13 protein-coding genes are annotated in these 14,136 nt (G+C 34.6%); 9 read left to right on the forward strand and 4 right to left on the reverse strand.

What is annotated here, in order from left to right:
• Window positions 1-58: 58 nt before the first annotated feature.
• A complete protein-coding gene (locus HF964_RS08880) occupies window positions 59-2,053 on the reverse strand; it encodes an ABC transporter ATP-binding protein/permease (RefSeq protein WP_168722697.1) in 1,995 nt (664 codons plus the stop codon).
• Between the two features lie 225 nt (window positions 2,054-2,278).
• On the opposite strand from HF964_RS08880, the gene HF964_RS08885 reads away from it, so the two are divergent.
• From HF964_RS08885 to HF964_RS08915, 7 genes are all read left to right on the forward strand, one after another.
• Entirely contained in the window at window positions 2,279-3,073 is a 795-nt protein-coding gene (locus HF964_RS08885) for a transporter substrate-binding domain-containing protein (RefSeq protein WP_168722698.1), read from the forward strand.
• Between the two features lie 85 nt (window positions 3,074-3,158).
• Complete coding sequence (locus tag HF964_RS08890) at window positions 3,159-3,845, forward strand: amino acid ABC transporter permease (RefSeq protein WP_168722699.1); 687 nt, start codon at window positions 3,159-3,161, stop codon at window positions 3,843-3,845.
• A gap of 88 nt (window positions 3,846-3,933) precedes the next feature.
• Window positions 3,934-4,782: an aldo/keto reductase gene (locus tag HF964_RS08895; protein ID WP_168722700.1), complete on the forward strand. Its 849-nt coding sequence runs from the start codon at window positions 3,934-3,936 to the stop codon at window positions 4,780-4,782.
• A gap of 162 nt (window positions 4,783-4,944) precedes the next feature.
• The gene (gene rlmD, locus HF964_RS08900) at window positions 4,945-6,405 is read left to right on the forward strand and encodes a 23S rRNA (uracil(1939)-C(5))-methyltransferase RlmD (RefSeq protein ID WP_168722701.1); all 1,461 of its coding nucleotides are present in this window, start codon (window positions 4,945-4,947) and stop codon (window positions 6,403-6,405) included.
• A 91-nt stretch (window positions 6,406-6,496) separates the two neighbouring features.
• Window positions 6,497-7,216 (forward strand): acetolactate decarboxylase, encoded by a 720-nt coding sequence (gene budA / locus HF964_RS08905; protein WP_168722702.1) that lies wholly within the window; start codon window positions 6,497-6,499, stop codon window positions 7,214-7,216.
• A gap of 284 nt (window positions 7,217-7,500) precedes the next feature.
• Entirely contained in the window at window positions 7,501-8,787 is a 1,287-nt protein-coding gene (locus tag HF964_RS08910; protein ID WP_168722703.1) for a PTS sugar transporter subunit IIC, read from the forward strand.
• Window positions 8,780-9,874 (forward strand): DUF871 domain-containing protein, encoded by a 1,095-nt coding sequence (locus HF964_RS08915; RefSeq protein ID WP_168722704.1) that lies wholly within the window; start codon window positions 8,780-8,782, stop codon window positions 9,872-9,874. The genes HF964_RS08910 and HF964_RS08915 overlap by 8 nt, the downstream gene beginning before the upstream one ends.
• A gap of 176 nt (window positions 9,875-10,050) precedes the next feature.
• On the opposite strand, the gene HF964_RS08920 is transcribed toward HF964_RS08915, so the two are convergent.
• Window positions 10,051-11,160 (reverse strand): LCP family glycopolymer transferase, encoded by a 1,110-nt coding sequence (locus HF964_RS08920; RefSeq protein WP_168722705.1) that lies wholly within the window; start codon window positions 11,158-11,160, stop codon window positions 10,051-10,053.
• Between the two features lie 332 nt (window positions 11,161-11,492).
• On the opposite strand from HF964_RS08920, the gene HF964_RS08925 reads away from it, so the two are divergent.
• A complete protein-coding gene (locus HF964_RS08925) occupies window positions 11,493-12,509 on the forward strand; it encodes a helix-turn-helix domain-containing protein (RefSeq protein WP_168722706.1) in 1,017 nt (338 codons plus the stop codon).
• 51 nt (window positions 12,510-12,560) lie between these two features.
• On the opposite strand, the gene HF964_RS08930 is transcribed toward HF964_RS08925, so the two are convergent.
• Both HF964_RS08930 and HF964_RS08935 read right to left on the reverse strand, forming a co-directional pair.
• Window positions 12,561-12,740: a hypothetical protein gene (locus HF964_RS08930; protein ID WP_168722669.1), complete on the reverse strand. Its 180-nt coding sequence runs from the start codon at window positions 12,738-12,740 to the stop codon at window positions 12,561-12,563.
• Window positions 12,740-13,435 carry an NAD(P)H-dependent oxidoreductase gene (locus tag HF964_RS08935; RefSeq protein ID WP_168722707.1) on the reverse strand — a complete coding sequence of 232 codons (696 nt, stop codon included), beginning with the start codon at window positions 13,433-13,435 and terminating at the stop codon, window positions 12,740-12,742. Before HF964_RS08935 ends, HF964_RS08930 begins: the two co-directional genes overlap by 1 nt.
• Window positions 13,436-13,504: 69 nt before the next feature.
• Here HF964_RS08935 and HF964_RS08940 point away from each other — a divergent pair, with 69 nt between their 5' ends.
• Window positions 13,505-14,095, forward strand: a complete 591-nt coding sequence (locus HF964_RS08940; protein WP_168722708.1) for a TVP38/TMEM64 family protein — start codon at window positions 13,505-13,507, stop codon at window positions 14,093-14,095.
• Window positions 14,096-14,136: the final 41 nt, after the last annotated feature.

Below are 14,136 nucleotides of genomic sequence, written 5' to 3' on the forward strand. Positions count from 1 at the left end.
GAGTTATTGCTCACTCAATTGAAGGTGCACTTTTTATAAAAATAATTTTTAGTTTTTACTAATCACCAGCAGCTAAACTTTGGATTGGGTCTAGTCGAGCAGCTACATGTGATGGTGCCGCGGCTGCAAGTAAACTAATCACAATACTAATAACCATTGCAAAGATTACATTTCCTAAACTAAATTGAACAATATGGTAATTAATTAATCCATGGACCCCAAAATTAATTACCAATTGCATAACATAGGCGAAAATTAAACCTAAAATAGCACTAAATGCCCCAATAAAAAATGCTTCGGCAGTAAATAATCGACTAATATCTTTTTTACGCCCACCAAGTGCACGTAAAATTCCAATTTCTTTAGTTCGTTCCGAAACCGAAATATATAAGACTACAATAATCATAATCGCTGAGACAAGTAGTGAAATTCCAGCAATTGCAGCTAAAACATTAGCAGCAAGTGAAATATAAGTATTAATAGTATCTAGAATAGAACCAACACTACGAACTTCATATAATGGTTTACCTTTAGTATCTTTCAATCCTTTTAAATCTTTAGATACTTGCTTAACATTATTTAATTTGTCGACATCCACTGCTAAGAAGTTAGCTTTAAAGTCAATCTTGTTATCAGTAAAAATTTGCTTCATATTCGCTAGTGGCATTGATGATGCGCCACCATCAAGGATTCCAGCTACTTTAATAGTAACTTGAACCGTTCTTGGTGCTGCAACACCCGGTGTTGGTCCGCCACCAAATTGATTATTTGCTAATTGTGCTTTAGCGGCCGCAACTGGATCAACAAAGCGTAAGTTTAAAGTTTTACCAACTAAAGCTTTGTAATTTTTTTGAATTGCTTGTGCATCACTTTTTGAAAGTAAAATTTCATTCCCATGCGCTTGGTGTCCAGCAATAATCTTTTGATCTTTTAAAGTTGCATTCCATGTCATTATTTGACTAGCTGCTTTTTTACCGTTATTAAATTGAAGCGTAGCATTTGAAAGTAAGTATGCTAAATCTGCTTCATCAACGTGCTTAACTGCCTGGACCTTTTTTAAATCAGTATTAGTTAGTTCATAATGAACTGGATTTCCTTTAGCTGCTGCTGCTCCACTTGGAATCGGCTTATTAAGTGTGATAGTTTTTGGATTAACTAACGAAGTAATCTGCTGATTCATGTAACCTTTAATCCCATTTCCTAAACCAAGGAATAAAATCACTGCAAAGATTCCAATTGAACCACCAAAAATAATCAACAAGTTACGCTTCAAATTATACCGAACATGCTCCCAAGCCATACGAATATTAGCTAAATATGATAGTGGCCGTGACGGTATTGTCTTAAGGTTATCATTAGTATCGTATTTCTCACGATTTTGGGTATCCCCATCAATTTTTCCATCAGCTAAATGGACAATCCGTGTTCCAAAATCAGCAACCGCTTGTGAGTGTGTTACGGCAATAACTAACTTACCTGACTTAGCAATTCCATCTAAAATTTCAAGTACTTCTTGCGTATTTTGTGCATCTAGGGCCCCAGTAGGTTCATCAGCAATAATCACTTCCGGATCACTAGCTAAAGCTCGCGCAATCGCAACCCGTTGCTTTTGCCCACCAGATAACTGGTTTGGATGTTTCTTTACATGTTCACCCAATCCTACTTGCTTAAGAAGTTCTAGTGCGCGTGTTTCTTGTTCTTTTTTACTAAGGGTTGTCATTTTTAATGAAATCAAAACATTCTCTAAGACTGTTAAATGACTAATTAAGTTAAATGATTGAAAGATAAAGCCAATTGTTTGTCGACGATATTGATCAAAATCTTTTTCCTTTGCACCTTTTAGTGACTTTCCATTAACAATAACGTCACCAGTGAAGTTATGGTCTAGTCCTCCAATGATATTCATCAATGTGGACTTCCCACCACCACTTTCTCCTAAAATTGAGACAAATTCCCCCCGTTCAAAATCTAAATCAATTCCTTTCAAGACGGGAAATTCTTCTTTACCAAGATAATAAGATTTACGAATATCTTGTAATGCTAAAAATGCCATGTCTACTCTCCTATCTTTAGTTGCTACTTATCTCGTTAACATTCATTATACGTTAAAATTTCAAACTAAACTTTATTTTAGCTGTTAATAACTAATATTTTAGTGCACTTATGATTTACTTACTAAAAATAACTATTTTTATTGACTTTTAATTAGTAAATAAGTTATCATATAATTTGTTTTAAAAAATACTTTTACCATATTACTTTATAGAGGAGATTTAAGATGCATTTTCGTTTTAAGAAATTATTATTACTTGCTGCTGTTGTTGTCACTGGAGTTTCATTAGCGGCTTGTGGTAACCAAAAAGCCGCTGATAATAAAGATCACACTATTCAAAGTGGTAAGCTTACAATTGGGCTTGAGGGAACATATGCACCTTATAGCTACCATAAAGATGGTAAGTTAACTGGTTTTGAAGTTGAATTAAGCCGTGACTTGGCAAAAGAACTTGGCCTTAAACCAGTCTTCGTTCAATCAAAATGGGATTCATTGATTGCCGGAATTGACGCACATAAGTATGATGCTGTTTTCAATAATGTTACCGTTTCAGCTCAACGTGCCAAAAGTTATGCATATACGGTTCCTTACTTGTATAGTAAATCTGTTTTAATCGTTAAAAAGGGGTCAACTATCAAAGATCCTAAAGACATTAAAGGAATGAAAATTGCTGGTGACTTAACTACTGAAAATGGACGTACTGCTCAAAAATTAGGAGCTAACGTTGTAGCCGTTCCTGGTTTTTCAGAAGCAATTTCATTGATTGAATCTGGTCAAGTTAAAGGTGCCTTTAATTCACGTGAAGCCTTCTATGGGTTCAAGCAAGCAAATCCAAATACTGATTTGACTACACTTGATGCTAGTAAAGAAATCCCAAGTCAAACAGTTGCCGGAGTTTTAAGTAAGGATAATCCTGAATTAAAGGCTAAGTTAGATAAAGCCCTTAAAAAACTTGAAGCCAATGGTACTGTAAGTAAACTTTCAGTACAGTTCTTTGGTACCGATGTAACTAAAAAATAATTATTTTTAAAATGCTTACAATGAACCTATCACTGTAAGCATTTTTGCATATTGTCTCTAAAGTGCATTACAGAAAGGAAATCTTATGTTACTTGAAATTTTTAAGGATCATTTCTTCCAATTTTTAGTTATTGGCTTGAAAACAACCGTTCCTTTAGCAATTATTACATTTATTTTGAGCCTACTTGTTGGAACAATCTCTGCATTCATTAATTTAGCAGATACCCGGCGATTTACATTAGTTTGGTTTATTCAACAAATTAATCATTTTTACATTTGGCTTTTTCGAAGCACACCAATGCTATTGCAACTATATATTATCTTTTATGGTATTCCTAAAGCCTTCCCTAACCTTAGTTTAGGAGTTTGGCCAGCTGCCATTATTGGTTTTACCCTGAATACTGGAGCCTATGCTTCTGAAACTATCCGTGGGGCAATCGGTGGGGTCCCAAAAGGACAATTTGAAGCTGCACGTTCACTTGGAATGGGAACTAAAACAACCTTTTTATATGTCATCTTACCGCAAGCCTTTCGTATCGCTGTTCCACCATTAAGTAACACATTTATTTCATTAGTCAAAGATACCTCATTGGCTTCGACCATTTCATTAATTGAAATTATGCAACTTGCTCAACAAACAGCAGCTACTAATTTCCAAATTCTAGATACTTATATTGTTGCCGCAGCAGTATATGCACTATTCTCAACGATTCTTTCAAAGGGACAAAAAGTTCTTGAAGCAAAATTCAAGTCATATGAATTAGCTCATTAAATTAAAAAGTAATTACTTGTATTTGTGTATTTACTTACTTTTTAATGGTAGTATATGGTTATAAAATTAAGAATTGAGGTTATTTTAAATGGCACTTACCGATACATTTACTTTGGCAAATAATGTCAAAATTCCCGTATTAGGATTTGGTACTTGGCAAACCCCTGATGGTGACGTTGCTTATCAAGCAACATTAGACGCTTTAAAAGCTGGTTACCGTCATATTGATACAGCCGCAATTTATGGTAACGAGGAATCTGTTGGGCGAGCCATTGCTGATTCAGGTATTCCTCGAGAAGATTTATTTATAACAACTAAACTTTGGAATACTGATCATGGTTATGCTGAAACACAGGCCGCTTTAAAGTTATCTTTAAAAAAGCTTGGCTTAGATTATGTTGATTTATATTTAATCCACTGGCCAAATCCTATTGATTTTCGAAATGAATGGCAACAACGCAATGCTGATTCTTGGCGGGCAATGGAAGAAGCTTACCAAAATGGCTTAACACGAGCTATTGGCGTATCTAATTTCCAAATTCATCACTTAGAAGAATTGTTTAAAACAGCAACTATTAAACCAATGGTTAACCAATTATTCCTCAATCCTTCAGATACCGATGATGAAGTTGTTGCTTTTAATAAAGCTCATGGTATCTTGAATGAAGCATATTCACCACTTGGTACAGGAGCAATCTTTGACTTACCTGAAGTTAAAGCTGTTGCAAATCGCCTAAACAAAACGGTTGCTCAAGTTGTGCTTCGTTGGAGTTTAGACAAAGGCTTTTTACCACTTCCAAAATCAACCCACGCCGAACGAATCATTGAAAATGGCCAATTATTTGACTTTGAACTTAGTGCTAAAGATACTGCAACGATTGACAATCTTCGTGGAAAATTTGGTTTCCATAAAGATGCTGATCAAGTTGAGTTCTAAAAAAAAGCGTCCTAGACGCTTTTTTTATTGCTCTTTGTGATATTTTCTACTAAATTATTCGCTATCATAACGCAAATCGCGTTATAATTAGCAAGTACTTATTTGCCTTTTGGCGTCGTAGCTGTTCTTAATTGAACTTTGTATCTCTAATGAGGAGTTTTTATGGCTTATTCTAATAATAATAATAAACGGACATCTCGCCCTACTCGGCCACCGTTTAAACGTCGCCCACAACAGTCAAATCAACCAACTGTGGAACCCACTGTTGAAATTGGTCAACGCTTCCCACTAACTATTAAAAGACTTGGTATTAATGGTGAAGGAATTGGTTATTACAAACGTAAAATCACGTTTGTCCCTGGTGCTCTTCCTGATGAAGTCGTGATTGCTGAAGTTACTGACATTGAACCCCACTACCTTGTTGCAAAAATTCATAAGGTCCGTGAATTTTCACCTGATCGGGTGACTCCACGTGATCAATATGCTGGTTTAGTTGGTGGTTTTGATCTTGAACATATGGATTACCAAGCGCAACTTGATTATAAAGTTGATGTTATTGCACAATCTTTGGAGAAGTTTAAACCCCGTGGTTTTAATAAATTCAAACTTTTACCAACTATTGGTATGAATAACCCTTACCATTACCGTAATAAAGCTCAATTCCCAGTTCGTATGATTGATGATCGTATTGCTGTGGGAATGTTTAAGATTGGTACTCATGAACTGGTTGACTTGCCAGATGTTGCTACCCAACATCCAGCTACAATGAAAGTTATGCGTGGAATTCGGTCAATTTTGGAAACCTTAAGTATTCCTATCTATGATGAACGGGCTGATTCAGGAATTCTTAAATCAATTATTGTCCGAGTATCAGAATATTCTGGGGAAGTCCAAGTTACTTTTGTCACGATTTCAAAGAAATTCCCCCAACTTCGTGCCTTACTAACAGCCATTCATGAAAAATTACCACAAGTTACCTCAATTAATCAAAATATTAATCCTGAGAAAACTTCATTAATTTGGGGTCCGGAAACGGTGCATCTTGATGGTAAGAAATACATCACTGAGCAAATCAACGGTAAATTCTTTGAACTTTCACCACGAGCCTTCTTGCAGCTCAATCCAAAGCAAACGGCTCGTTTATATCGTGAAGCACTTGAAGCACTTGATCTAACATCAGCTGATCGTTTAATTGATGCTTATTCAGGAATCGGCACGCTTGGAATTGCGGTTGCCGATAAAGTTGGTGAAGTTCGTGGAATGGATACTGTTCCAGAAGCAATTGCCGATGCTAATCGGAACACAAAATTAAACGGAATTACAAATGCTGAATACTTCGTAGGTGAAGCTGAGTATCTTATTCCTAACTGGGTAGCTGCAGGTTGGATCCCAGATGCTATTATTGTTGATCCGCCACGAACAGGCTTAGATGAACAATTACGAACAACCATTTTAGATGTTAAACCGAAAAAATTCGTTTATATCTCATGTAACCCTTCAACCCTTGCACGTGACTTAGTAGATTTAGTTAAAATTTACAATGTTGAATATATTCAATCAATTGATATGTTCCCTCAAACGGCACGTGTTGAAGCAATTGTTAAGTTTACTCGTAAAGACTAGACTTGCGTAGCAACAACTTTATATACTACTAAAAAAGGGGTTATGTCATAACCCCTTTTTAATTAAAATGATTATCTATAAGGAGTACACAATGAGTAATTTATTTGAACACAGTACCATTGAAGTTTTAATTGCCGCTAAATTAGACGGTACCATCACTTTAGAAGAACTTCTTAAACACGGTAATTATGGTTTAGGTACATTTACTGGTCTCGATGGTGAAGTAATTATCTTAGATAATGATGTGTATCAAGTTGACCAAACTGGAACTGTTAACCATATCACTGATATGAGTACAACTTTACCATTTGCATCTGTTCACACCCCATCTATAAATGAACAACCATTAAAGTTAGCAAAGGCTGATTTTACGCTTTTAAACCAAGCATTTGCAACTGAGAAAAATTTAAAAAACGTCTTTGCAGCAATTAAGCTTCATGGTACCTTCAATGCAGTAAAGGTACGTGTTGCGCCTAAGCAAGAAAAACCATACCCAAGTTTGTTAGCTGTTACTAAAAATCAACCTATCTTTGATACCAAAGATGTTACTGGTACTATTATTGGTTATTATGCACCAGAATTATTTGGTAACGTTACTGCAGCTGGTTGGCACTTACATTTCTTAAGTGACGATCACCAATTTGGTGGTCATCTCTTGAGCTTTGTTGGTACCGATCTTGAAGGATCATTTGAAGTTTTTGACGGTCTTGAACAACATTTCCCAATTAGTGATCCTGAATTTCGTAATCATGAAATTGATTTAACAACTCTTAAAGCAGCTATTGAAGAATCTGAAGGATTTCAAGATTAATTAATTTAAATAGCCTGTAACAAAAGTTGAGCGATATTGACAATATACATTAAGATACCTCCCTGAAGAAAAATTATTCAGGGAGGTATTTGTCGTATTTAGAATAACTATTTTTATTTTATACCTTTTACAATATTTTACTATTTACCCTACCATTAGCAGTGTTCTTAATATGTATACATTTAATAAATACTATGAAAATATTATTTTTTATTAAAAAAAGCTTAACACTTTTGTTGAAAACGCTTACAATTGAATTATTAATAGAAAGGAAAATGTACACTATGGACAATATTACTAAGTTCCTTGAAAAATACTTAACGCCTATTGGCTCAAAATTAGCTGCTAATCGGGCTTTAAATGCTATTCGTGATGGAATTGCTTTATCAATGCCGTTGATCATCGTCGGTTCATTAGCACTTTTAATTGCCAATGGTTTTGCCATTGATAGTTTTAAAAACTGGTTAATTGCAACTGGTGTTTTCAACTGGTTAGTTAAAGTTAATAATGCATCATTTGGTTTAATGGGAATTGTTTCAGTTTTTGGAATTGCTTATCGCTATGCACAATCACTTAAAATTGATCCAGTTTCAAATGGAATTCTTGCTCTAGCAAGCTTCATATTATTAACACCAAGCATTGTAACTAAGGATATGATTGAAGGAATTGGTTACAATTACTTGGGTGCGACTGGTTTGTTTGCAGCAATTTTAGTTAGTTTAATTACTACTAAAATTTTTGAGTGGTTTGTTAAACACCATATTCAAATAAAAATGCCTGATGGAGTTCCACCTGCAGTTGCCAGTTCTTTTGCTGCATTAATTCCTGGCTTTGTCATTATTGTTTTCTGGGGATTAATTTATGCTGGTCTAGCTGCTACACCTTTCCATGATATTCACCAAATTTTGCAAATTATTCTTGGTAAACCATTATCAGCTTTTGGTGGTTCACTAATCGGGGCCATCATTGTAGCCATGTTAACATCTCTATTTTGGTTTATTGGAATCCATGGTGGTAACTTAACTGGAGCGATTATGTCACCAATATGGCTTGGGTTAATGGCTGAAAACGCTAAAGTTTATGCTAAAGATGCTAATGCTGTTATGCCACATATTGTTACTCAACCATTTATGGACTTATTTGTTTATCTTGGTGGTGGTGGTGCAACGATTGGTCTTGTTATTTCATTTTGGCTAGTTGCAAAGAGTACACAATTTAAAACATTACGTGGTTTAATTACTGCTCCTGGAATCTTTAATATTAATGAACCAACAATGTTTGGAATTCCAGTTGTCTTGAATGTTAAATTGCTAATCCCATTTTTAATAGTTCCGGCTTTAAATGCCATCATTGCTTATGTTGCTATGAGTAGTGGCTTGGTTCATGCTACCGTTGGTATTGTCATTCCGTGGACAATGCCACCAATAATCTCTGGATTCTTAGCAACTGGTTCACATATTTCTGGTGCTGTACTCCAAATTGTACTCCTTATTTTGGATACTTTACTCTACCTTCCATTTGTTAAAATTATTGATTTAGATCAACAAAAGAAAGAGGTCGAAAATGCCTAAGTTAGGAATTTCTATTTATCCGTCCAAATCATCATTTAATGAGATGAAAAATTATCTTGATCGAGCATCTGCTTTAGGGTATCGTCGAATTTTTACCTCAATGCTTGAAGTTCGAGATTCAATTGACGAAACCATTACTAACTTTAAAGATATCATCCAATATGGTAATACTCTTGGTTTTGAAACTAGTATTGATGTTAATCCTGCTGTGCTCCATGAAATCGGAATCAACCCTCAAGATTTAGGCTTTTTCCACGATTTAGGTGTTACTGCTGTTCGTTTAGACGAAGGATTTACTGGTCACGAAGAAGCTTTAATGACACAAAATCCATATAATATTAAGATTGAAATTAATATCTCACGAGGCCAACATTATATTGATATGATTATGGATTTTGGTGCTAATCGTAACAATTTAACTGGCTGTCATAATTTCTATCCACAACCTTATTCTGGCTTAGGAAACGATTACTTATTAGCTACTTCTGCTCAATACAAAAAATATCAATTAACTACTGCAGCTTTTGTTGATACACCATCAGGATCAGTTGGCCCATGGCCGTTTGCTGATTTAATGGTGACAGCAGAATGTGAACGAACGATGGACTTTGCCACCCAAGTTCGTTTCCTAAAAGCTACCAATTTAATCGATGATATTATCATTAGTAGTTCACTAGTCAATGATAAAGACTTAAAACTTGCCAGTGAAGTCTTTAACGAACCTACAATGACGCTACCTATTATTATTAACAATTCTATTAGCGATTTAGAACGTACAATTGCCTTTGAAGAACTGCACCAATATCGTGGTGATTTCTCTGACTATATGATTCGCTCAAGTCAACCACGGGTTAAATATCGTAATCAATCAATTCCTCCAAAAGAAGGTCCAACTACCTTTAAGCGAGGAGACGTTATTATTGGTAATGATAATTTTGGTCAATATAAAGGTGAATTACAAATTGTTTTACAACCTTTTGATAATCATGCAAATTATAATTTAATTGGTCATGTTGACTCAACTGCTGATATTCTTATCAAATTTCTGCATCCTTGGCACAATTTCAAATTGCGTCAACAAGACTAAATTAAGATAATATGCAAAAAATTGAGTATTATTGAAAATAAACACTAAAATACCCTCCTGAAGAAAATTCTTCAGGAGGGTATTTTGGCTATATTAGACTTTTAAAATATATTTTAGTTGCAAATTACTCCTAAAAATATTCATAGCACAGTCCTTTCACTACTAGCATCGGTTTTTTACTGACCTGAATTAGCAATTTGCGAATAACTTGGTATTCTATTAATTACTTGACCAGGAGTGCTACTTGCGAAACGATTACCAGTATCAGCTGGGCTTAAGTTCAATGATTTTCGTAATAAATCAGTTGCATTTTGTTGTGCTGATGGAGATACAACTTGGAATGATTGCCCACGATAAAGATATTGAATTCCTTGAACATTAGTTGATTTAATATCATCTTTAGCTGCACGGTAATTAGCAACTAACGTCATAATATCATTAAATGATAAACTTGTTCGAATGTTACTTGAAATTGAATCAAAGAAACCAGGGGTAAATAAACTTTGTACCTTATCTGACTTCTTTAATAATGCCGTCAAAATTAACCGTTGTCGTAATTGACGACCATAATCACCTTGCGGATCTTCATCACGCATTCGTGAAAATTCTAGTGCTTTTTTACCATATAAATGATATTTTTCACCCTTTACAAAAGTATATCCAGCAAAGTTAAATGACAATGGTGAAACAACATCAACACCACCTACTTTATCGACAGTTTTAATTAATCCGCCCATATTCACCACAGCATAGAAATCAATAGGAACATTTAATAAACTCTGAACTGTTGAAATAGCACTTTCTGGGTGTGCTTTACCATTTAGTGGGAACTCATAAGCAGCATTAAGCTTCTGTAACCCATATGCTTCGCTACCGGGAATTGAAATCATCCAATCACGGGGTAATGACATCATTGTGGTTGTTTTATCTTTGGGATTAACTGTTGCTAAAATTAATGAATCTGTTCGCCCAATATATGACCGCCCAAAATCCCCTGTATCAGTTCCCATTAATAAGATTGAAAACGGACGTCCTTGTTTCAAGACATCAGATACATCACGGGCAGGTTTAAAACCCTTTGCAAGTGGATTATAAGTTGCATCAAGCGCATTACGAGCATTACGATATATATTAAATGCAAATACCCCACCACCTAATAACAATAATACAATTATCGTTATGAATACTTTTAACCCCGTGTGTTTTTTCTTCTTAGAGTGTGGTTTATTTTGATTATGATTACGCGTCCGACTCGGGATTTGTTTATCATTAGTTTGAGTTTCCATTACTAATTCCTATTCTTTCTATACTTTAGGATATGAGTTGGCATTTATGGGGCAATGTCTCATATTTTTAGAACAAAAATAATTTATTATTTCTATCATAATATTTCAAGTCATATTAAACTTTAAAAATAAGTATACGCCTTAAGTACCTATTTTATTGCATACTTATTTTTAAAGTCAACTAGTGCCATAGATTTTTAAACAAATAAACGATTGCTTATTGAATATAATTACGCAAACATAATAAATAATTACTATCCTTTAACAATACTAGTTATTTAACAGCGTATTTGCTATAATTTATTGAAAATTGTTACAAAAGGAGAATGACTTTGGAACATGTTCAACAATTATTAAATCAATATGGTTTAGTTTTAAATGACTTTGCACCAAACAATGAAATGTTGGCTTTAATGCCATCAACATTGCGATCATCAATTTCATTTGCCAATGTTACCATCAATCGAGAAGAAGTTGTCTTAATTGATACCGCTGCTGAGTTAAACGAAGATCATTTAATTCAATTAATTCAATTACTTAAAAATGTGCCTTTGCCAATTATTTTTTTAGCAGATTCTTTTTCAATTGATACACAAATATTATTGACTAAAAATCAGTTTGGTTTTATTAGCCAGATGGGGTTCTATCTTCCTTCCCTTAAGCCAGTTAAAATTACTAAACCAACAATGCAATTAATTTCATTATCAAAAAATCAACAAATTATTATTTTAGCTCTTATTTATTGGAAATTGTTACATGATGATGATAGCAATACATTCCATATTAAGGTTCGCCAATTAGCTGATTATCTCAATATTACTGCGATGACTATTTCACGAGCATTACGTACTTTTGTTGATGCAGGTTGGCTTTCAACTAGCGGCTATACGCGAAATCATAGCTTTGCAATTCCAGCTGGTTATGACTTAAATTCATGGATGAATGACATTTTACGTCTGTTACCTAGCCCTGTACAAAAAACACTTTATATACCAGTCAATGAACTTGATAATATCACAAATAGAAAGCTTGCTAATTTAACCGCTTTGAGTAAGTTCACATTAATTGCCCCAACAACATTAGTCAGTTGGGCCATTCCAAGTAATCAGTTGACTGATGATTTAAAAAAAGTTGACATACCCGAATTCAATGCCCGTTTAGCACCTAAAAATAACGTTGCCATTGAGATTTGGAAATATGATTCACAAGTCTTTAATCGTTTAATACCTAAAAATTATCAACTGGCAGTTGATCCTGTCTCACTCTTTTTAAGTTTACGTAATAGCCATACTAAAGAAGTTACCGAGCAATTAAATAAATTGCTTGAAAATCTTGTTAACCAACATTAATTTATTCCCCATTAGGCCAATTCAATTTAGCTTAATGGTTTTTTTATTATCTCAACCCCAACGACTAGGATTCCAAATCCGGCCGTCTAATTCACCACTACTTTGATCAAGACGTTTGATTTGCTCATTTGCCAAATCGATTAATCCTTGATAAAAAGCACGTTCCTCTAGTTTAATACTTGTTGCCAACAAATCTTGTAATATGGTAATTAGCCAAGCTTGTTCTTCCATTACTCCTCCTCGTCACGAATTAACTCAACCGTCCATCTTAGTTCTGCTAATTCATCAAAATTATCTTGAATTTGATCTCTAATCGTTGTTAATTGTGCCTTCTTTATTTCAGTATCAGCATGCTTAATTCTTGTAGTTAATTGTTTTATGAACCATTGTTGTTGACCAGCAAAACTTGTATCATTTAAAGTTAAATATTGCTGGTAATTAGTTACCAATGCGAGTCGTTGACTATCAGTCATATATTCAAATTGGCTAATGACCAACGGCTTTAAGTATTGCCATTGTAGCTTATTAGCCATTGCTTGTAATGGTTTTAAAAGTTCACTAATTGTATAATGTTCGCGACCACCAGCTTGATATTCATTAAGTGGTTCTCCGAGCGAAACAACTATTCCAAATTCTTTACCTGCCAATACTGCATTCGTACCATAAGCAAAGCCTCGTGTGAGGACGTCATCTTGCCATTGTCGTAAATTTGCTGGTAAACTATACCAATATAAAGGAAATTGAAAAATAATTCGTTGGTGCTCACGTAAAAGCTGTTGTTCTGCTTCAACGTCTAAACTTTTTTCGTTATCCAAAAGATGCCAAGTCACCTGACTATCTTGCATCTGTAGAGCTTGGTGTAATAGAAATTGCTGGGTCCCCGATTGTTTATAGTCTGGATGTGCCACGATAACTAAAGTTTTCATATACTTGCTCCCTCATAAAATTGTTGATTGTAGTTACTACTTACTAGATGAAAGGTTGGACAATACTTGATGACAAAATCCACCAAGACGCATCAAATTTTTAAGTATCTCAGTTATATCGTTTTATTTCTCTTAGCTGGGGTCGGCCTATACTTATGGTATATTGGCGCATTTACTGATATTAAAGTCTTACGGTCAATAGTTGGGGTTGATACCCATCCATTATTAGCCCCCATTATATTCTTTGCTCTGCAAATATTTCAAATTCTGATTCCAATCATCCCCGGTACAATCACGCTTTCTGCTGGTGTTGTTTTATTTGGTCCATGGCTTGGCTTCATATATAATTATTCTTCAATTGTTATTGGTTCAACCTTAGCATTTTTACTAGTGCGCCGCTTTGGTAAAAAATTTGTTGCTAACTATATCGATGAAGGACAACATACTAAATATCTAAAATGGATTGAAGATCAGCAGAAGTTTACCCGTATCTTTGCTGTGGCAATTTTACTTCCTGGGGCTCCAGATGATTTATTATCGATGTTAGCTGGTCTATCAGCTATGCGCTTGCGGACCTTTGTTGTAATTCTTTTAATTGCAAAACCATTATCAATTGCCGTTTACTCAGGTGCATTTTCATTTTTAACCCGTTTTTTTTAATCAAGTCACTTCGCAATCCATGCTATGTAATAGCGAGAATG

It is taken from the genome of Periweissella fabalis (assembly GCF_012396505.1).
GTDB lineage: Bacteria > Bacillota > Bacilli > Lactobacillales > Lactobacillaceae > Periweissella > Periweissella fabalis.